This is a genomic window from Nocardia sp. NPDC004168 (assembly GCF_040610355.1).
In the GTDB taxonomy this organism is placed as follows: Bacteria; Actinomycetota; Actinomycetes; order Mycobacteriales; family Mycobacteriaceae; genus Nocardia; species Nocardia sichangensis.
Window position 1 is genome coordinate 128,836 of the sequence record NZ_JBEXME010000013.1, and the last position, 17,882, is coordinate 146,717.

Genomic DNA, 17,882 nt, shown 5'->3' on the forward strand with positions numbered 1-17,882 from the left:
CGTACCGACCGTGGCGGAGTAGTCGTGTCATGCGACGAGGCCCACGCGGGGGGCTACCGTGTGTACAACGATGCGAGTGGAGGCAAGCAAATGAGCGGCCCTTACGGACCGAACGACCCCGGGGAGGGACGCAACGATCCCACCCAGCAGTGGGGTGGACAGCAGGCGCCGGGCGGGTCCGGTCCCACGCAGCAGTGGAGCGGTCAGCCGCAGACCCCGGCCTCGGCGCAGCCGACCCAGCACTGGGGTGAGCAGCAACCTCAGCAGCAATGGGGACAGCCCCAGCAGCAGTGGGGCCAGCAGCCGCAGCAACCGCAGTGGGGCCAGCAGCCCGCTCAGGGCCAGCAGCCGCAGTGGGGCCAACCGCAGCAGCAGGACTGGGGCCAGCAGGGGCAGCAGCCGCAGTGGGGGCAGCCGCAGCAGCAGTGGGGCGCTCCCGGACAGCAGCCTCCGCAGCAGGGCGGCAAGAACAAAGGCCTGATCATCGGGCTGTCGGTACTCGGTGTCGCCGTGGTCGGCGCCATCGTCGCGCTCGTGCTCGTGTTGACCGCCAAGGACCAGTTGGACCAGGCCGCCGTGCAGGACGGCGTGAAGAAGGTGTTGTCGGATTCCTACGGCATCCAGGACATCAGCGACGTCTCCTGCCCCTCCGGCCAGGAAGTCAAGGTCGACGCCACCTTCGAATGCAGCGTGAAGGTCAGCGGCGAGGCCAAGAAGGTGAGCATCAAGATCACCAAGGACGACGGCACCTACGAGGTCGGTCGCCCCAGCTGAGCTAATTCGTTTCTCCAGCGCCCGCGGCGCTGGGTGTTCGCGGCCCTCTGATGGCTCGTTTTTGCGCGAGCCGGGCCGCGGACGGCGGATGCTCCGGGCTCGCTTCGCTCGGAACCTGTGGCAGAGGTGAGCTGGGAGTGTCAGGCCGCGCGCGGACCTCGGCGTTAGCTTTCGCCAGCGGAGGGAAGCCATACCGCCGATTGGTGGCGGACCTCAGAGTGGTTTCGGCGCGGTAGTGCAGACGGGGGTGAGCAGGAGTGGTCGCGTGCAACTGCCGCCGATGGCTTCGGTAGCGGACACCGATGCTGGTCGGGGCGGGTGTCAGAGCGGATGCCGCTCTCGTTCGGCAGCCACGAGCCGCGAGTCCGAACGTCGAGTGCTCGGTTGCGCATCGGATGGCTCTTCGCGACGGGTGCGACCAGCTTCGGCCTCCGGGTCAGGCGGTGCGGGTGGCGAGTGCCGTGATCAGGCGGGTGACCGGGCTTTCCGCGTTGTAGGCGGTGGCGAGGGCGTGTAGGCGGGCCGGGTCGGCCGGTTCGGTGGGGAGGACGTCGTCGCGGGACAGGGCTACCTCGGCGTCGCAGACCACCCGCACGACCGGTGCGGCGGCCTTCAAGTAGTCCTCGGCGGCGCGCAGCCGGGCACGCACGCCTTGCGACAGGTCGGCGACGGGGTCCTCGACGGCCGCGACGAGGGCGTCCAGGGAGCCGAAACGGGAGATCAAGGCGGCGGCGGACTTCTCGCCGATGCCCGCCACGCCGGGCAATCCGTCCGAGGCGTCGCCGCGCAGCGTCGCCATGTCGGCATAGGCCGGGCCTGCGTTCCGCTGCGGCACACCGTACTTCGCCGACACCTCGGCCGGGCCGAACAATTCCGCCTTGGCCAGCCCCCGTCCGGCGTAGAACACCCGTACCGGTGGCGCGGGCTCGTCCCGGACGAGCTGCAGCAAGTCACGATCGCCGCTGACCACGACCACCTCGTCGGTGCGCTCACGAGTCGCCAGGGTGCCCAGCACGTCGTCGGCTTCCAAGCCCTCCGCCCCTCCGGTCGCGATCCCTGCGGCGTCGAGCACCTCGAGGATCATCTCGACCTGCGGGGTGAGCCTGTCGGGAACGGTCTCGGCGCCGGGTGCGGCATCGGGCGACGTGTCCAGCCGGTGTGCCTTGTAGGACGGGACCAGCTCGACTCGATACGCCGGGCGCCAGTCCAGATCCAGGCACACCACCAGTCGGCTCGGGGCGAACCGGGTGATCAGCGACGCCACCATGTCGGTGAAACCACGCAGCGCGTTCACCGACCGGCCGTCGGGTGCGGTGATCTTGTCGGGGATGGCGTGGAAGGCGCGGAACCACAGACTGGCTCCGTCCAACAGCAGCAGGGGCCCACCGGAAGCAGAGGTCACGGGCTGAGGCTACTCGGTCGCACCGACACCACCCTGGCGAAGTTCGGCGTTCGCCGGGCCCGCCCGGCGGGTAACGTCGGACGAATGAGCTCGCATACGGATTCGAGGTTCGCGGCGGACGTCTACGGTGCACGGCTGGAGCGGGCGGTGGAGCTGATGCGGGCCGCCCACCTCGATGCCCTGCTGATCACTCCCGGCCCCGACCTGCGCTACCTGATCGGCTCGGCGGCCGAGTCGTTCGAGCGGCTGACCTGCCTGGTGATCCCCGCCGACGGTGCGACGCCGTCGGTCGTGATCCCGAAATTGGAGCTGGCGTCGCTGGAGGGCTCCGCGGCGGGCGAACTGGGCCTGCAAGTGCTGGACTGGGTCGACGGAACCAACCCGTACGCGCTGGTGAAGTCAGCGCTGCACGTGGGTTCCCGGGTGGCCGTGGCCGATGTCATGCCCGCACTGCATCTGCTGCCGCTGGCCGAGTCGTTCACCGGCCTGCCGGTGTCCGCCACTCCCGTCCTGCGCGAACTGCGCATGATCAAGGACCCGGCCGAGGTGGACGCGCTGCGCCGGGCGGGTGCGGCGATCGACCGGGTGCACGCGCGGATGGGCGAGTTCTTGCAGGTGGGGCGTACCGAGGCGGAGGTCGGCCGCGATATCGAGGCCGCGATCGTGGCCGAGGGGCACACCGAGGCGGCGTTCGTCATCGTCGGCAGCGGTCCACACGGGGCGGACCCGCATCACGGCGTCTCCGAGCGCCGGATCGAGGCAGGCGATGTGGTGGTCGTCGACATCGGCGGCCCGGTCGAACCCGGCTATTACTCCGATTCCACCCGGACCTATGTCCTGGGCGAGCCCGATCCGGAAATCGCCGCCCGCTTCGCCGAGCTGGAACGCGCGCAGGCCGCGGCGGTCGCGGCCGTCCGCCCGGGCATCACCGCGGCCGCGGTCGACGACGCGGCGCGAAACCCCTTGACCGAAGCCGGTTTCGGGCCCGCATTCGTGCACCGCACCGGACACGGCATCGGCCTGTCGGTGCACGAGGAGCCCTACATCGTCGCGGGCAACGACCTCGTCCTGCAGCCCGGCATGGCATTCAGCGTGGAGCCCGGCATCTACTTCCGCGGCGAGTGGGGCGCGCGCATCGAGGACATCGTGATCGTCACCGACGAAGGCGGTGAATCCCTGAACAAGCGGCCGCACGGCCTGACGGTGCTGTGATCGACGGCTGACGGCGGCGCGACAGGCGTCCGGCGGAGGCGCTAAGCGCCCGCGCCGTTACCGCCCGCCGCGCCGTCCCCGGCCGGTGCGACCAGCGTGCTGCTGGACAGGACGCGCCGGACCTGGATGGCGATCACCACGCGGGTCGGGTTCTCCCGGGGCACGCGATAACGACCCGCGTACCGCTCGACCGCCTCGGCCACCTCGTCGGGTGCCTCGAGCACGGTGGCCGGGCCCTCCAGCGTGAGCCACCGGATGCCGTCGACCTGGCTGACCGCCGCGTAGCCGGAGCGGCGCACGTTGCGTACCTTCACCGACCCGTCGTTGGTGATCACGCGCGCGATCCCGGCCTCTTGGTCCCAGGTGAATCCCACCGCCACCACATGGGGCGTTCCGTCCGCACGCAAGGTCGTCAGCGTGGCGAGGTGCCGTTCGGCGACGAACTCGAGGGCGGCGGGCGAGAGCTCAGCAGTACTCGTCGGCATCCTCCGACCGTAGCCGTCGGCGCCCGCCCCCGCCGCACCAGCCCGAACCGCGCCGGTGCGCGATGACGAGCCCCGCCCGGGCCAATGACAGACTGAGGCGCATGGGAACGCGTGGTTTGTCCGACGGGACCGTGCTGCTGCTGGGCGGGCGGAGCGAGATCGGACTCGAGGTGGCGCGACGGCTGGCGCCGGGACGAGCGGTGGTTCTGGCGGCCCGGCGCAGCGGCGAATTGGACGAGCAGCGCGCGGAGATCACCGCGGCGGGCGCGAGTGAAGTGCACACCGTCGAATTCGACGCCGACGACATGGCGGGTCATCCGGCGTTGCTGGAAAAAATCGCCGCCGAGCACGGGCCGATCGCGATCGCGGTGCTCGCCTTCGGTGTGCTCGGCGATCAGCAGCGCGCCGAGCGGGATCCCGCCCACGCGGCGGCGATCCTGCATACCGACTTCGTCGCCCAGGCCGGCGTTCTCACCACGGTGGCGAATCTTTTGCGCGCGCGAGGGGCGGGACAGATCGTCGTGTTCAGCTCGGTCGCCGGTGTGCGGGTCCGGCGCGCGAACTACGTCTACGGTTCGGCCAAAGCGGGACTCGACGGATTCGCCTCCGGTCTCGCGGACGCCCTGCACGGCACTGGCGTGCGGTTGCTGCTGGTCCGTCCCGGGTTCGTGATCGGGCGGATGACCGAGGGGATGTCCCCGGCGCCGTTCTCCAGCACGCCGGATCAGGTTGCCGACGCGGTGGTCAAGGGTCTGCGCCGGGGCGCGAGCCGAGTCTGGGTGCCCGGAATCCTGCGGCCGGTGTTCTTCGCGATGCGACTGCTGCCACAACCGGTCTGGCGCCGGATGCCCCGATGAGCGCCGCGCCCGGGTCGTGGACAGGAAAACCGGTCACGGTCGTCGGCATCGGCGCCGACGGCTGGGACGGCCTCGGTCGCGCCGCGCGGGAGGCCGTCGGTGACGCCGAGGTCTTGTTCGGTTCCGTGCGCCAGCTCGCGCTCGTGCCGCCCACCGTGGCGGCGCACCGGGTGACGTGGCCGTCGCCTCTACTGCCCGCGCTGCCCGGCCTGCTCGAACGGCATGGCGGGGCGCGGTTGTGCGTCCTGGCCAGCGGCGATCCGATGTTCTACGGAATCGGCGTCACCTTGGCTCGATTGCTGGGCGCGCAGGCGCTGCGGGTGCTGCCGCAACCGTCTTCCGCCTCCCTGGCCTGCGCCCGCCTTGGCTGGCCGCTGGCCGAAACACCGGTGGTCAGCGTGGTCGGGCGTCCGTTGGCGACGGTGCTGCCCGAGCTGGCCGACGGCAGGCGGCTGCTGGTGCTCAGCGCCGACGAGCACACACCGCGGGATCTGGCGCGACTGCTCGGGGGCCACGGTTTCGGCGGTTCGGAGCTGACGGTACTCGAGCAACTGGGCGGTTCCGCCGAACGGCGCCGCGCCGGAATCGCGCAGCAGTGGGAACACCCGCCGGGCGACCCGCTGAACGTCGTGGCGATCACCTGCTCGGCGGACCCGGACCGGCCGCGCGCCACTCGCCTGCCCGGACTGCCGGACGAATTGTTCGGCGGCGACGGCCAGCTCACCAAGCACGAGGTCCGCGCGCTGACGCTGGCGGCCCTGGCGCCCGCGCCCGGGGAATTGCTGTGGGATGTGGGCGGCGGTTCGGGCAGCATCGCCATCGAATGGTGCCGGGCGCACGCGGGGAACCGGGCCGTCGCGTTCGAGCGGCTCGAGCGCAGGCGACGCCAGATCGCCGACAATGCCACGGTTCTGGGCGTGCCGCACATCCAGGTGCGCGGCGAAGTGCGTGGCGAACTCGCCGCCGATACCGGAATCGCCGCGCCCGACGCGATTTTCGTCGGTGGGGGCCTGACTCAGGATGGCGTGCTCGAGACATGCTGGGCGCAGTTGCGTCAGGGCGGCAGGCTCGTCGCGAACGCGGTCACGGCGGAATCGGAATCGTTGCTACTCAACTGGTCGAACGCCCAGGGCGGCATATTGCGGAAGTTCCAGATCTATCGCGGGGAACCACTGGGCTCCTTCACCACCTGGCGTCCGCAGCTTCCGGTCACACAGTGGTCGGTGGTGAAAACCGCGCGATCCTTCCCCGCGGAGGCGTGAACACGTTACCGGTCACGCGGTAGGGTCGGGGCCGAGTTCCGATCATTGATCGGAAATCCGATTCCTGTTGGGGAGATAGATGAGATACAAGAAGTTCGCCGCTACCGCATTGCTGGCTGTCGCCGCTACCGGAGTGGCCGCCGGTACTTCCTACGCCGCCCCGGTGCCGCCCGCGGTGCAGGACCAGGCCGCTGCGGCGCCCACCGTCACCGGCAGCGATCAGGGCGTCGGTTACGCGCTGCAACTCACCGACGCGGGCAAGTCGGTGGTCACCAGCGTGACCGGTGGCGCGTTCAGCGTCGACACCGACAACCGGGCGGTCACACTGAAGAACTCCGCGGGCGAGACCGTCACCAGCATTCCGCTCACCGCGACGGCCAAGGGGCAGGAGGTCCGGATCGCCGCGGCCGTCGCCGACGAGGGCAGGCAGCTCACGCTGACGCCGCAGGTCGCGCCGACCGCGAACGCGCCGGTCGCCGCCGAGTTCATCGGCGCGCAGGAGTGGTTCTTCGCCGAACTGCAGCGCGCCTCGCTCGGCGCTCTGGTCGGTGGCCTGATCGGCGCCGCCATCGGCATCGTGTTCTTCGGTGTCGGCATCCTGCCGGGCGCGGTGCTCGGCGCGCTGATCGGTCTGGCCGTCGCGGGCGGGCCGTCGCTGCTGAACGCGGGTATCGCCTACTTCAGCGGCCAGCCCTGAGAGTTCTGATTCTGGGCGGCACCCGGGAAGCGCGGGAGCTGGCCCACATCGCTTCCGGCGAGCGAGGATTCGAGATCGTGTCCTCGCTCGCCGGTCGTGTGCGCGCACCCTTGCTGCCCGAGGGCGAGGTCCGCGTCGGCGGCTTCGGGGGCGCCGAAGGACTGCGCGCCTGGCTCGCGGCCAACGACGTGGCCGCGATGGTCGACGCCACCCATCCGTTCGCGGCGGCCATCAGCGCCAACGCGGCAGTCGCCGCGCGAGCTTCGGGTGTGCCGCTGTTGCACCTGCGCCGGCCCAGGTGGGTCGAGCAGGCAGGGGACCGCTGGATGCGTGTACCTGATCTCCCCGCGGCCGCGACGGCAGTCGGCACGTTCGGCGAGCGCGTGTTCCTGACCATCGGCAGACAAGGCGTCGACGCGTTCGCGGGACTCGACCGGCCCTGGTTTCTGATTCGTGCCATCGACCCGCCGGAGGGCGCGCTGCCGCCGCGGCACGAATTGCTCCTCGCCCGTGGGCCGTTCGCGGTGCAGGACGAAGCGCGGCTGCTCGCGGAGTATCGGATCGACGCGCTCGTCACGAAGGACAGCGGCGGGGAGCAGACGGAGGCCAAGCTCGCCGCCGCCCGCGCCGCGGGCATCCCGGTGGTCGTGGTGGACCGCCCGCCGCTGCCCGAGGGCGCGCGGATCGTGGAATCCTCTGCGCAAGCGCTGGATTGGCTGCGCATCCGGCGAGCCCGGCGCGGCTGAGACGTTCCGGCTCGCGACGAGCCGGAGAGATCAGCCGCCGAGAATTTCCGGCAGATGATCGAACCAGTCCAGCACCGTGCGCTCGTAGCGAATCCCGAAATCCAACGTGGCGCGGGCGAATGCGGTCTTACCCTCCGGGTCTTCGGCGAGATACCGGGTGAGCCGAGCCTGATGGATCTCCCGGTTGGCGGCGATGATGCCGTCGAGCCGATCGCGATCGAGATGCTCGCCGAAGGAGAGCGTGAGCAGCAACGGCACCCGGATGGTTTCCCCGCCGGGATCGCGGACGACCCATTCCAGGAACGCTTCCCGGCCCGCGTCGGTGATGTGGTAGGGGGTGCGCTCCCTGGCGCCGGTCTCGCCCTTCTCGACGAGTCCCGCCGCGTCCATGGTGGCGAGTTCCCGGTAGACCTGGCTCTGGGTGATGGTCCAGAAGTCGCCGATGCGCTCCTGGGCCTCGGTCACCAGATCCCATCCCGACATCGCGCCTTCGTGCAGAAATCCGAGCAACGACGCCGCCGTCGAGTTCAGTGGTTTGCGCTTGGTCGCGGTGTTGGTCAACGACTGCTCCCTTCGCTCTCAACATTCCATAATGGAATGTTACCGGAACGTGGTGGGTCAGGCGTCGCCGGTCAGCTTGTCGAGCCGGGCGAGCACCTGCGCCATTCCCTGCTCCAGCCGTGCCTGTCCTTGTTCGAGCTGCGCCTGGCCGCGAGCGAGCGCGGCTTGGCCCTGTTCCAGACGGACCTGTCCTTGTTCGAGCACGGTCACCCTGCGGTTGAGTTCGCCCACATTCTCGCGCAGGTCTCCGACGTCCTGGCGCAGCTCGCCGACGGCTTCGCCGAGGGTTTCCGCGCGCAGGTCGATCCGGCCGATGCCGTCGAGCGTCTTCCTGGTCAGCACCGCGAGTTCGTTGAGGACCTCGCCCTGTTCGTCGAGTGCCTGTTCGCTCGCGGTGGCCCTGGCCTCCAAGGCTCGGGCGCGCAGCGTCAGCTCCGACAGTGTCGCGGCCAAGGTCCCTCCGATCTGCTTCGGGGCGTCAGGCGATACTACGCGTCGCCGGCGGCCGCGTCGCGCGTGCGGCCGTAGCGGCGGGAGGTGAAGACCCGGGTGCCCGTACCGGTTTCCAGCGCCGTGGTGGTGGACGCGCCGACGATCAGCAGCGTCCGCATGTCCACCTCCGCGGGGTCGAGGTCGCCCAGCGGCACCACCCGGACCGACTCGGTGGGCCCGCCGACGTCGCGCCCGATGACGACGGGCGTGTCGGGCTTGCGATGCTCCAGCAGCAGATCCCGCATCGCGCCCACCTGCCAGGTGCGTTGCGAGGATGCCGGATTGTAGATCGCGATCGCCATGTCGGCCGCAGCGACCGCCGAAAGGCGCTGCGCCACTACCTCCCACGGCTTGAGCCGATCGGAGAGCGAGATCATCGCGTAGTCGTGCCCGAGCGGCGCGCCCACCCGGCTGGCCACCGCGTTGGCCGCGGTGAGCCCGGGCAGCACCCGCACCGGCACCGCGCGCCACTGCGGGTCGGCGGATTCCTCCAGCACCGCCGCCGCCATCGCGAAGACGCCGGGATCCCCCGAGGAGACGACCGCGACCCGCGCGCCCCGCTTGGCCAGGTCCAAGGCCATGGCCGCGCGCTCGGACTCGACCCGGTTGTCGCTGGGATGACGACGCTGGCCCGGGTGTTCGGGCACCCGGTTCAAATAGGTGGTGTAGCCGACCAGGTCGGTCGCCTCTGCCAATGCCGCGCGCACCTCGTCGGTGGTCCACTCGGGCGCGCCGGGACCCAGGCCCACCACCACGACCTCACCGACCCCCTCGGCATCGCGGTTACGCTGAACGGTCTCCTCTTCGAGGCGGGGCAGCGGCGTGGTCGGCTCGGGACCCGGCACGAGGGTGATGGCGAAGTAGGGCACCTCGGCGTCGTCCACCGCGCCCGCGTGCAGCACGCGCTGTTCGGTGGTGCTCGCGCGCTCGACGTAGTACGCGCCCGCGAGTCGGCCGGAATCCGTAAGAGCCTGGCGCACACCGGGATACGTGCGTCCCAGTTTCATGATCGCGGCGGCGTCGGTGCTGCGCAGCCGCCGGGTGAGCTCGTCGACCGGCATGGTGCCCGGCAGCACGGTGAGCACCTGCTCGCCCTCGACCAGCGGTGTGCCCAGCGCCGCCGACGCCGCGCTCACGGACGTGATGCCGGGGATGATCTCGGCTTCGAACCGGTCGGCCAGCCGCCGGTGCATGTGCATATAGGAGCTGTAGAACAGCGGGTCGCCCGCGGCGAGCAGCGCGACCGAACGGCCCGCGGCGAGGTGCTCGGCCAGCCGCTCGGCGGCCTGTTCGTAGAACTCGTCGATCGCACCCTGATAACCGCCGGGATGGTCGGTCGTCTCGGTGGTCACCGGGTAGACGAGATGCTCTTCCAGTTGGCCGGGGCGCAGGTACGGCGCCGCGATACGGCGGGAGATGCTGCGGCCGTGGCGCGCGCTGTGGAACGCGATCACGTCGGCCGCGCCGATCACGTTGGCCGCCTTGACCGTCACCAGTTCCGGATCGCCCGGACCGAGTCCGACGCCCCACAGCTTGCCCGGAGTGCTCATTCCTGTTCGCTCGCAATCGCGTTCAGCGCGGACGCGGTGATAGCGCTGCCGCCGCGCCTGCCGCGCACGGTGAGGTATTCGACGCCGCCGAACTCGATCAGCGCGTCCTTCGATTCGGCCGCGCCGACGAAGCCGACCGGAATGCCGAGCACGGCGGCGGGCCGGGGCGCTCCCGCGTCGAGCAGGTCGAGCAGGTGGAACAGCGCCGTGGGCGCGTTGCCGATCGCGACGACGGCGCCGTCGAGACGGTCGCGCCACAGTTCGAGCGCGGCGGCGGAGCGAGTCGTGCCCCTGGCGGCGGCCAACTCCGGCACGCGCGGGTCGGCGAGGGTGCACAGCACCTCGTTGTCGGCGGGCAGTCGTTTCCTGGTCACGCCGGAGGCAACCATGGTGGCATCGCAGAGAATCGGCGCGCCCGCGCGCAGCGCCGCCCGCGCCGAGGCGACGACGCCGGGGGAGAAGGCGATGTCCGCGGCGAGATCCACCTGGCCGCAGCCATGGATCATCCGCACCGCCACCTGCGCCACGTCCGGCGGGAATCCGCTCAGATCGGCCTCGGCGCGGATCGTCGCGAACGAGCGACGGTAGATCTCGGCCCCGTCGGTCAGATAGCTGGCACGTACGTCGGACATGCGGTCCACCATATGGGTGCGGGTCCGGACAGATCGGTCCGGGTCGGGCGCTTCGCATCCCGGGCCCGGCGGCCGGACACCGAGGGGCGGGGCCGCCGGATCAGGTCCGCGGACGCTCGAGAATCCGGGACATGACGATGGCGCTGCGGGTACGCCCGACGCGCGCGTTCTCCCTGATCCGTTCCACGGTCACCTCGATCTCGGCCATGTCGGTGGCCATCACGTGCACCAGCGCGTCGGCCTCGCCCGCGATCGTCCACACGCCGACCACCTGCGGGATCGGTTCGAGACTGCGTTTGAGTTCGGCCGGGGAGATGTTGTCGCGGTAGTACACCTCGACGTACGCCTCCGTCTTCCAACCCAGCGCGGCGGGATTGACCAGCGCGGTGAACCCGGTGATCTGCTTGCCCGCCACCAGCCGGTCGACTCGCCGTTTCACCGCGGGCGCGGACAATCCGACCACGCCGCCGATCTCCTGGAACGAAGCCCGCGCATTCTTCAGCAATTGCTCGAGAATCCGCCGATCGAGGTCGTCCACGTCACACCTTCTGTCGCCTTGCACAACAATTCGCTGATTTTTGCCATCTATACGCAATAAATCGTCATTTCTAGCGCAATGCTAGGCGACTTACCGTCATGACAGCTGAAAGTCCACGCTCACTGCCGGGAGTTCCGTTGACGTCTGTAGCCACCCTCCCCCTCGAGTCCACCGCCCGCCGTTCGTCGCCGCGCCGGTTCGTGATGTGCCGTCCCGACCACTTCGACGTCACCTACTCCATCAATCCCTGGATGAATCCCGCCGAGCCCGTCGACCGCTCGCTGGCCATCACGCAGTGGGAGAGGTTGCGCGCCACCTACGCCGAACACGGGCACACCGTGGAGGTGGTGCCCGGTGTCGCCGGCCTGCCCGACATGGTGTTCGCCGCCAACGGCGGGTTGATCGTCGGCGACCGCGCCATGTCGGCTCGCTTCACGCACCCCGAGCGTGCCGCCGAAGGCCCGGCCTACCACGCCTGGTTCGCCCGGTCCGGCGTGGCGAACCTGGTGGCCGCCGCGGAATGCAACGAAGGCGAAGGCGACTTCCTCCTGGTCGGCGATCGGCTCCTGGCCGGAACGGGATTCCGCAGCTCACCTGCCGCGCACGAGGAGGTGTCGCGCCACTTCGGTCTGCCCGTGGTGTCGCTGGAACTGGTCGATCCGCGCTTCTACCACTTGGACACGGTGCTGCTTCCGCTGGACGCCGCCACCATCGCCTACTACCCGCCCGCCTTCAGCCCGGCGGCGCGCGCGGTGCTGGCGGAGCTCTACCCCGACGCGATCGTGGCCACCGACGCGGACGCGGCGGTGCTCGGGCTGAACGGGGTCTGCGACGGCGCGAACGTCTTCCTCAGCAGCGCGGCCACCGACCTGAGTGAAGCCCTGCGTGCCCGTGGCTACCATCCGGTGGGGATCGAGATGTCCGAGCTGCTCAAAGCTGGTGGCTCCGTCAAATGCTGCACCCTCGAGATCCATGGCGGGTGACCTGCCGGAATCTCAGGGAACGCGGGGCGGCCGGTCGACGCGATAACCCTCGCTCGTGGCGACGATGTCGGTGACCTCCCCCTGGGGACGGCCGCAGCGACGATCGCAGCCGGACCAGTGCTGGCGGCCGGCCACCGCGACCTCCGCGGCGGACATCGTCCGCGGGAGGTCGAGCGGATCGGCGGGCCCCGGCAGCACCCGGCCTGCGCCGACGGCGTCCGCCGCGTCGGCTCGGACGTCGGTGTGCGACTTCGCGCAGCCCGGCTGCCCGGCGCAGGCGCTGACCAGCAGCCAGGGCGAGTCGGCGTCGAAGATCAAGCCCATCGGCGCGAGCACGCGCACCACCTGCTCGGCGGTCCACTCCGGCAGGTCGGTGACCACCAGGCTGCGCCACGGCGTGAGGAAGACCGGTCGTTCGACCGCGGCGAGGAATTCGGCGGTGCGGGCGGGCAGGGAGCCGAGGCGAACGCCCATGCCGAGGGCGACCGACCCGTCGTCCTGCTCCAGCCAGCCGATCGGAATGTCCGGTGTGGCGGGGAATTCGAGTTCATCGGCGCTCGGTGCCGAGCCGAGGCGATCGATGACGCGTTCGGCGCCGTGTTCGATCTCGTGCAGCCGCCACCGGCCGGGGTCCGCGCCACGCAGATCCAGGAATGCTTGCGCGGCGGCGAGTACGACGTCCACAGCGTCGGCTGCGGACAGCCGCAGGCCGCTGTCGCCGCCCGCCAGCAGCAGCGCGAACTCGTCTGCCCCGACCGCGTGCACGCCGATGTCGGGGCCGAGGCCGCTGACATCGCCGCGTCCGTCGTCGAGGGTGAACAGCACCCGGCCGGGCAGGTCGGCCAGCCGCGGCGCCGCGAGCAAGCCGGTGTCCAGCGCGCGAACCAGCGGGCGCACGTCCGCCAGGCCGCCGATCCGGCCGGACAGCGGCGAGGCGATGATGTTGCGCACCCGTTCGTGCGTGGTGCTCGGCAGGAGACCCGCGGCCACGAGCCGGTCGGTCAACGCTGCGGCATCGCTCACCCGGCGCAATTGGACGTTGCCGCGCGAGGTGAGCTCGATGTTGCCGTCCGCCAGGTCGTGCGCGGCCTCCGCCAGTGCCTGTAGCTGTGCGGGCTCCAGACGACCGCCGGGCACGCGGATCCGGGCCAACGGCCCGTCGGCCGCCTCGTGCAGCCGCAGTACGCCCGGGCAGGAATCAGGAGCACGTCGTGTCATAGCGACTCCAGCCTACGGACGCGGCTGCCGGGCGGAACGGCCGGTCACTGCCCGATCGAACGCACCCAGTCGACGACGGCGGCCCGGTATTCGGCGGTGTTGCGCGCCAGATTGACCGAATGCCCGCTGCCGGGCAGCACGAAGGTGCGCAGTCGCGCCGCCGGGCCGAAGAACGGCGCTTCGGTGGCGCGCAATGTCTCGGCATCCGCGCAGACGGCGTACGCGGGGCCGCACGAGAGCCGGTCCCGACTGCCGTTGACGACGAGAACCGGGACATCGATGAAGTTGCTCATCGGGGGAAGGGTGGAGGTCAGGCCGTCGGGATACTCGGTCGGCGAGAAGACCTCCTTGGTGGCCTCGTCCACCGCGAGAACTTCGGGGTCGGCAGTCTCGGGAGCGAAGAAATCGGCCGCGCGGGTACCGGGCCGCGTCGCCAGATAGCCCGCGTCGTAACCGCGCCCAGCGAATTGCGGATCCTCGGCGGCCTGGTGGTAGGTGGAGATGACGCCGAGCACCTCGGACACGTTGAGCGCGTGGGAGTAACCGGTGAGCAAGACGCCGTCGACGTCCTGGTAGGTGGTCGCCTCCAGGACATCGATGCCCGAACTGAGGGAATGACCTCCGGTGATGACCTTGCCGAACGGGGGCGCGCCCGCAAGTCCGGCGCGCAGGGACCGGACGATGTCGTGCAGGGCGCGGGCGGAGACCGTCGCCGTCACCTGCGTGCTCGGTGGGCGGGTGCTCGCACCGTTGCCGAGCCGGTCGACCACCAGCGTCGCGATGCCCGCGGCGTTCATCGCCCGCCGGAAGCTGTAGGTCTCCGGAGCGTAGGGGAAATCCCAGTACGTGGCGTTGTAGTTGGAACCCGCGATCAGCACCATGACGGTGTCGGTGGCGCGCGCCGTGGGGGTGCACAAGGATCCGGCCATCTCTCCGAGCGGAACGGGGATGGAGACCGCTGTGCAACGACCCGGCGCGGTGTCTTCGGCGTGGGCAGTGCTCGGTGTCAGGCAGAGAAGTATGGCCGCCGCGGACACGGCGATCGACCGTAGCGAGGTTCGCACGCGACGCAGGCTATGCGTGAACTTCGCCGCGCGCAATACCCGCGGACGCCGGATCCGGTCACGCGTGGCGTCCGTAAAACATTTTCCAGCAGGCGATTTCGGTGTGCGACCCACGTGCTGCCTCGGACGCCAACGGGCTCCGGATATTCGTGAACGCCGTCGATCGCGAGTGCTGCCCATGGCCGTATGCCGCCAGTCCCGGCGGATCGTGCCGCTGGTTGCCCGGCGAACGGCGATACCGCGCACAATGTTCCGTGGCTATCGCATAGTTGATGCCGCACGCGTGTACTCGGCCGCGCCCGATATCGCTTCGGGACAGCGGATGTCCGGGACGACGCGATGGACAAGGAGCGCGGAAACGTGGGTGCGACGGGACAAGGGGCGGGTACGCGGACGGTGCACTTCGTCGGAAGTTTTCCGGCCGAAAGCACGGACGTCGCGATGCGGGCCATGCTGGACAGTGCGGGGACGCGACTGCGTACCCTGCCGACGGGGGAGACCCGGCGCTACGAGTTCTACATCCAGCCGATCATCGAAGACCTGGTCGACCAAGGGGTCCTGGCGGTGAAGAAGCAGGGGACGTGGGGCTCGAGCAGGCAGCGGACGATCCACCGCGTGGCGCGGGGCGCCGAATTGCCCAGCGAAGCCATGGATCTCGGCTATCTCGGCGAGGCCGAGGAGGCGCTGCCGATCTTTCGCGCACTGCGCGCCGAGCACGACCTGTCCGGTCTCGCACTCCAGATCGGCATGCCGACCGATTTCACGCTGACGTTCATCGCGATGGGAGCCGCCGGCGTGCGGCGGCATCGACGCGCCTTCCTCGACGCCACCGTGCGGGACATCACGGCCATTCGCGAGCTCGCCGGTGACGACGTCGTCGTGCAGCTGGAAGCCACCGCGGAACTGGTGCTCATGGCGAAGTCACAGCCGTTGCACCGGCTGACCGATCGGGTGCTGGGGCTGGGGGAGGGGATCGCGGCCCTGGCCGCGGCCGCCCCCGAAGGTACCCGTTTCGGGGTGCACCTGTGCCTCGGCAGTTTGCGCAACAAGGCACGAGGCCGGTTGCGCGATGCCCGGCCGCTGGTCGATCTGGCCAATTCCGTCGTCGGCCATTGGCCGCGGGGGCGCGTCCTGGAATACGTGCACGGTCCGCTCGCGGCGGGCGACGTACCTCCATCGGAGAAAGCGGACTTCTATGCGCCTTTGGCGAAATTGGCCCTCGATGCCGGTACGAATTTCTACGCGGGGTTCGTGCACGACGTTCCTACCGAGGCACAGCAGACGGAGACATTGCGGATCATCGAGAACGCGCTGGGCCGTCCGATCGACGGCCTCGCTTGCGCGTGTGGTCTGGGTCGCCGTCCCCGCCCGGTGGCGGATGAGCTGATGGCGCGAACGGAGTTGTTAGCGGCGGTCGGCGAGTGAGTCCGTGCGCGCGTGCTCGACAGCGGCTGAAACAACGTTCCCCGCAATGTCATTCGATACGCGAGTGCCTTTTCAGGGCCGAGAACCGAGGCGACGGCCCGCGACTGTTTTGTTAGGATCATGATCGGGGCGATCGGGAGGTACGGTGTCCGGCATGGAGCGAGCACCGCGCGGCGTCGATCCGAACCTGCCGAATTCCGCACGGGTATACGACTATCTCCTGGGCGGCAAAGACAATTACGAGGTGGACCGGGCGGTCGCGCACCGCATGCTGTCCATCGCCCCGGATACCCGAACCTTGGCCTGGTTCAGTCGCCAGTTCCTGGTGCGTGCGGTCCAGTCGGCCGCCGAGGCGGGGATCCGGCAGTTCATCGATCTGGGCGCGGGTATCCCGACGTCACCGAACGTGCACGAGGTCGCCCACAAGACCGACCCTTCGGCGCGGGTGGTGTACGTCGATTTCGACCCGGTCGTCTACGCGCACTGCAATGCCCTGCTGGCGCAAGCGGACGGGGTGACGGCGATGCTGGGTGACGTTCGCCGTCCGGACGACATCATCGACCGGCTGCGCAGCGGTGGTTCGATCGACTTCGACGAGCCGGTCGCGATCACGCTCGTCGGGGTCCTGCATTTCGTGATGGACGACGAAGGCCCGGCCGAGATCGTCGCTCGGCTGCGGGAAATCATGGCTCCGGGAAGCTATCTGGCGTTCACGCACGGCTCCGACGACAGCAATTCGGACTTCATCGACCAGTCGTCGTCGGATACCGCCAAATCCTCGGCCCAGGTGGTCTATCGGTCTGCGGCCGTGGTCGAGTCGTTCTTCGAGGGGTTCGAGATACTCGAGCCCGGTGTGGTTCCCCTGCAACAGTGGCTCGGCGACGACCTGCCGGAAACCGGGCTGGTGCTGCTCGGCGGGGTGGTCCGCAAGGCATAGGGCGGGCCCGCCGACTAAGGTCGGCGTATGTCCGAAATTTCCACTCTCGCCGACCGGCTCGCCATCGTCGATGTGATCACCAAGATGTTCGTGTACACCGACCAGAAGCGCTGGGAAGACTTGTCGGCGGAGGTGTTCACGCCGACCGTCGATTTCGACGGCGGTTTCGGCGGGCCGGTCGGGGAGCGTGCCACCGCCGACATCATCGCGGATTGGCGCACCGGGCTCGCCGACCTCGACGGGGTGCACCACCAGTCGGGCAACCATCTCATCGATCTGGACGGCGACGCGGCGCGCGTGCACGCGGACGCCATCGCGGTGCACGTCAAGAATGCCGCGACCGAGGGCAAGACCCGTACCTTCGTCGGCAGCTACTCCCTCGGCGTCGAGCGCACATCGCAGGGGTGGCGGGTCAACCGGTTCCACTACCACCTCAAGGTGATCGACGGGAACGCCGACCTGGTCTAGGCCCGACGCGAATCCTGCACGGCCGTCGTGTGATCGGTCGTGCGGGTGTCACCGGCGCGCGGTCGTCACGGTGTCGTCGTCGGTTGCGTCTCCGGTCGAGTCGGCGCCGGTTTCGCCGTCGCGCGTGAGCGCCCCGGCGCCCACACCCCGATCAGGGCCGCGGCGACGAAGGTGACAATGCCCAGCGCCAGCGCTGACTGCTGGGCGCCGTGCACGAAGGCCGATTCGGCGAAGTCGGCCAGGGGCGCGGCTTGCGGGCCGATCCGCTCGGTGACCTGCAGCGCCGCGCCCGCACCGGCGACACCCGCCCACAGCCCGACGGCATCGCCCCGGCGCGACTCGGGAAATCCGGCGGTGATAAGGGACAGCGTCGAGGGCATGACGAGAGCGGCGCCCACCCCGGCCGCCGTCCGGCCCGCGATCAACCAGCCGGGCGTGTGCAGCAGCGCCGGGGCCGCCGAGGCAGCCGCGAAGACGAACAGACCGGTGATCGAGGCGCCGCCCGCCGGTCCGCTGCGGCAACGGCTGATCGAATTGCTCAGCAGGCAGGCGGCGGGCTGCGCACGCGGCTCATCGAGC

Annotated in this window: 19 protein-coding genes and 1 pseudogene; 10 read left to right on the forward strand and 10 right to left on the reverse strand. The window is 70.0% G+C overall.

Annotated features, from left to right (window positions below):
• Positions 1 to 90 precede the first annotated feature (90 nt).
• Positions 91 to 774: a DUF4333 domain-containing protein gene (locus ABZW96_RS23065; protein ID WP_355077574.1), complete on the forward strand. Its 684-nt coding sequence runs from the start codon at positions 91 to 93 to the stop codon at positions 772 to 774.
• A 436-nt stretch (positions 775 to 1,210) separates the two neighbouring features.
• Here the strand turns inward: ABZW96_RS23065 and ABZW96_RS23070 are convergent, their stop codons facing one another.
• Positions 1,211 to 2,176 carry a 5'-3' exonuclease gene (locus ABZW96_RS23070; RefSeq protein ID WP_355077576.1) on the reverse strand — a complete coding sequence of 322 codons (966 nt, stop codon included), beginning with the start codon at positions 2,174 to 2,176 and terminating at the stop codon, positions 1,211 to 1,213.
• A gap of 84 nt (positions 2,177 to 2,260) precedes the next feature.
• Here ABZW96_RS23070 and ABZW96_RS23075 point away from each other — a divergent pair, with 84 nt between their 5' ends.
• Positions 2,261 to 3,388 (forward strand): Xaa-Pro peptidase family protein, encoded by a 1,128-nt coding sequence (locus tag ABZW96_RS23075; RefSeq protein WP_355077578.1) that lies wholly within the window; start codon positions 2,261 to 2,263, stop codon positions 3,386 to 3,388.
• A gap of 41 nt (positions 3,389 to 3,429) precedes the next feature.
• On the opposite strand, the gene ABZW96_RS23080 is transcribed toward ABZW96_RS23075, so the two are convergent.
• Positions 3,430 to 3,873, reverse strand: coding sequence for a PPOX class F420-dependent oxidoreductase (locus tag ABZW96_RS23080; RefSeq protein WP_355077580.1), 444 nt, complete (start codon positions 3,871 to 3,873; stop codon positions 3,430 to 3,432).
• 101 nt (positions 3,874 to 3,974) lie between these two features.
• Here ABZW96_RS23080 and ABZW96_RS23085 point away from each other — a divergent pair, with 101 nt between their 5' ends.
• The 4 genes from ABZW96_RS23085 (at position 3,975) to ABZW96_RS23100 (ending at position 7,435) form a co-directional block, all read left to right on the forward strand.
• Positions 3,975 to 4,730, forward strand: coding sequence for an SDR family NAD(P)-dependent oxidoreductase (locus ABZW96_RS23085; RefSeq protein ID WP_355077582.1), 756 nt, complete (start codon positions 3,975 to 3,977; stop codon positions 4,728 to 4,730).
• Positions 4,727 to 5,992 carry a precorrin-6y C5,15-methyltransferase (decarboxylating) subunit CbiE gene (gene cbiE / locus ABZW96_RS23090; RefSeq protein WP_355077584.1) on the forward strand — a complete coding sequence of 422 codons (1,266 nt, stop codon included), beginning with the start codon at positions 4,727 to 4,729 and terminating at the stop codon, positions 5,990 to 5,992. Before ABZW96_RS23085 ends, cbiE begins: the two co-directional genes overlap by 4 nt.
• Positions 5,993 to 6,071: 79 nt before the next feature.
• The gene (locus ABZW96_RS23095) at positions 6,072 to 6,689 is read left to right on the forward strand and encodes a hypothetical protein (RefSeq protein WP_355077585.1); all 618 of its coding nucleotides are present in this window, start codon (positions 6,072 to 6,074) and stop codon (positions 6,687 to 6,689) included.
• Positions 6,686 to 7,435 (forward strand): cobalt-precorrin-6A reductase, encoded by a 750-nt coding sequence (locus ABZW96_RS23100; protein WP_355077690.1) that lies wholly within the window; start codon positions 6,686 to 6,688, stop codon positions 7,433 to 7,435. Before ABZW96_RS23095 ends, ABZW96_RS23100 begins: the two co-directional genes overlap by 4 nt.
• Positions 7,436 to 7,465: 30 nt before the next feature.
• On the opposite strand, the gene ABZW96_RS23105 is transcribed toward ABZW96_RS23100, so the two are convergent.
• The 5 genes from ABZW96_RS23105 to ABZW96_RS23125 all read right to left on the reverse strand — a co-directional run bounded on the left by ABZW96_RS23105 (position 7,466) and on the right by ABZW96_RS23125 (position 11,208).
• Positions 7,466 to 7,996, reverse strand: coding sequence for a PadR family transcriptional regulator (locus ABZW96_RS23105; RefSeq protein WP_355077587.1), 531 nt, complete (start codon positions 7,994 to 7,996; stop codon positions 7,466 to 7,468).
• A 57-nt stretch (positions 7,997 to 8,053) separates the two neighbouring features.
• On the reverse strand, positions 8,054 to 8,449 hold the full coding sequence (locus tag ABZW96_RS23110; RefSeq protein ID WP_355077588.1) for a hypothetical protein: 396 nt from the start codon (positions 8,447 to 8,449) through the stop codon (positions 8,054 to 8,056).
• 35 nt (positions 8,450 to 8,484) lie between these two features.
• Entirely contained in the window at positions 8,485 to 10,038 is a 1,554-nt protein-coding gene (gene cobJ, locus ABZW96_RS23115) for a precorrin-3B C(17)-methyltransferase (RefSeq protein ID WP_355077590.1), read from the reverse strand.
• Positions 10,035 to 10,670: a precorrin-8X methylmutase gene (locus tag ABZW96_RS23120; RefSeq protein ID WP_355077592.1), complete on the reverse strand. Its 636-nt coding sequence runs from the start codon at positions 10,668 to 10,670 to the stop codon at positions 10,035 to 10,037. Before ABZW96_RS23120 ends, cobJ begins: the two co-directional genes overlap by 4 nt.
• Before the next feature lie 100 nt (positions 10,671 to 10,770).
• Positions 10,771 to 11,208, reverse strand: coding sequence for an Lrp/AsnC family transcriptional regulator (locus ABZW96_RS23125; RefSeq protein WP_043726335.1), 438 nt, complete (start codon positions 11,206 to 11,208; stop codon positions 10,771 to 10,773).
• Between the two features lie 98 nt (positions 11,209 to 11,306).
• Between ABZW96_RS23125 and ddaH the strand changes: the two genes are divergently transcribed.
• A complete protein-coding gene (gene ddaH, locus ABZW96_RS23130) occupies positions 11,307 to 12,191 on the forward strand; it encodes a dimethylargininase (protein ID WP_355077594.1) in 885 nt (294 codons plus the stop codon).
• Between the two features lie 12 nt (positions 12,192 to 12,203).
• Here ddaH and cobG read toward each other — a convergent pair whose 3' ends face one another.
• Positions 12,204 to 13,409 (reverse strand): precorrin-3B synthase, encoded by a 1,206-nt coding sequence (gene cobG, locus ABZW96_RS23135; protein ID WP_355077596.1) that lies wholly within the window; start codon positions 13,407 to 13,409, stop codon positions 12,204 to 12,206.
• 44 nt (positions 13,410 to 13,453) lie between these two features.
• Positions 13,454 to 14,338, reverse strand: a complete 885-nt coding sequence (locus ABZW96_RS23140) for an alpha/beta hydrolase (RefSeq protein WP_355077598.1) — start codon at positions 14,336 to 14,338, stop codon at positions 13,454 to 13,456.
• A gap of 495 nt (positions 14,339 to 14,833) precedes the next feature.
• Here ABZW96_RS23140 and ABZW96_RS23145 point away from each other — a divergent pair, with 495 nt between their 5' ends.
• The 3 genes from ABZW96_RS23145 (at position 14,834) to ABZW96_RS23155 (ending at position 17,303) form a co-directional block, all read left to right on the forward strand.
• Complete coding sequence (locus ABZW96_RS23145) at positions 14,834 to 15,898, forward strand: hypothetical protein (RefSeq protein ID WP_355077600.1); 1,065 nt, start codon at positions 14,834 to 14,836, stop codon at positions 15,896 to 15,898.
• Between the two features lie 154 nt (positions 15,899 to 16,052).
• Complete coding sequence (locus ABZW96_RS23150; protein WP_355077601.1) at positions 16,053 to 16,835, forward strand: SAM-dependent methyltransferase; 783 nt, start codon at positions 16,053 to 16,055, stop codon at positions 16,833 to 16,835.
• A gap of 27 nt (positions 16,836 to 16,862) precedes the next feature.
• A complete protein-coding gene (locus ABZW96_RS23155; protein WP_355077603.1) occupies positions 16,863 to 17,303 on the forward strand; it encodes a nuclear transport factor 2 family protein in 441 nt (146 codons plus the stop codon).
• Between the two features lie 287 nt (positions 17,304 to 17,590).
• Here the strand turns inward: ABZW96_RS23155 and ABZW96_RS23160 are convergent.
• Positions 17,591 to 17,794 (reverse strand): annotated as a pseudogene (locus ABZW96_RS23160) (MFS transporter); the annotation flags it as partial.
• Positions 17,795 to 17,882: the final 88 nt, after the last annotated feature.

What these genes read in the sequence shown, in the direction of transcription:
- ABZW96_RS23065 (WP_355077574.1), top strand. Translation starts at nt 91, where the DNA reads ATGAGCGGCCCTTACGGACCGAACGACCCCGGGGAGGGACGCAACGAT.
- ABZW96_RS23075 (WP_355077578.1), top strand. Translation starts at nt 2,261, where the DNA reads ATGAGCTCGCATACGGATTCGAGGTTCGCGGCGGACGTCTACGGTGCA.
- ABZW96_RS23080 (WP_355077580.1), bottom strand. Translation starts at nt 3,873, where the DNA reads ATGCCGACGAGTACTGCTGAGCTCTCGCCCGCCGCCCTCGAGTTCGTC.
- ABZW96_RS23085 (WP_355077582.1), top strand. Translation starts at nt 3,975, where the DNA reads ATGGGAACGCGTGGTTTGTCCGACGGGACCGTGCTGCTGCTGGGCGGG.
- cbiE (WP_355077584.1), top strand. Translation starts at nt 4,727, where the DNA reads ATGAGCGCCGCGCCCGGGTCGTGGACAGGAAAACCGGTCACGGTCGTC.
- ABZW96_RS23095 (WP_355077585.1), top strand. Translation starts at nt 6,072, where the DNA reads ATGAGATACAAGAAGTTCGCCGCTACCGCATTGCTGGCTGTCGCCGCT.
- cobJ (WP_355077590.1), bottom strand. Translation starts at nt 10,038, where the DNA reads ATGAGCACTCCGGGCAAGCTGTGGGGCGTCGGACTCGGTCCGGGCGAT.
- ABZW96_RS23120 (WP_355077592.1), bottom strand. Translation starts at nt 10,670, where the DNA reads ATGTCCGACGTACGTGCCAGCTATCTGACCGACGGGGCCGAGATCTAC.
- ddaH (WP_355077594.1), top strand. Translation starts at nt 11,307, where the DNA reads ATGACAGCTGAAAGTCCACGCTCACTGCCGGGAGTTCCGTTGACGTCT.
- cobG (WP_355077596.1), bottom strand. Translation starts at nt 13,409, where the DNA reads ATGACACGACGTGCTCCTGATTCCTGCCCGGGCGTACTGCGGCTGCAC.
- ABZW96_RS23140 (WP_355077598.1), bottom strand. Translation starts at nt 14,338, where the DNA reads ATGGCCGGATCCTTGTGCACCCCCACGGCGCGCGCCACCGACACCGTC.
- ABZW96_RS23150 (WP_355077601.1), top strand. Translation starts at nt 16,053, where the DNA reads ATGGAGCGAGCACCGCGCGGCGTCGATCCGAACCTGCCGAATTCCGCA.
- ABZW96_RS23155 (WP_355077603.1), top strand. Translation starts at nt 16,863, where the DNA reads ATGTCCGAAATTTCCACTCTCGCCGACCGGCTCGCCATCGTCGATGTG.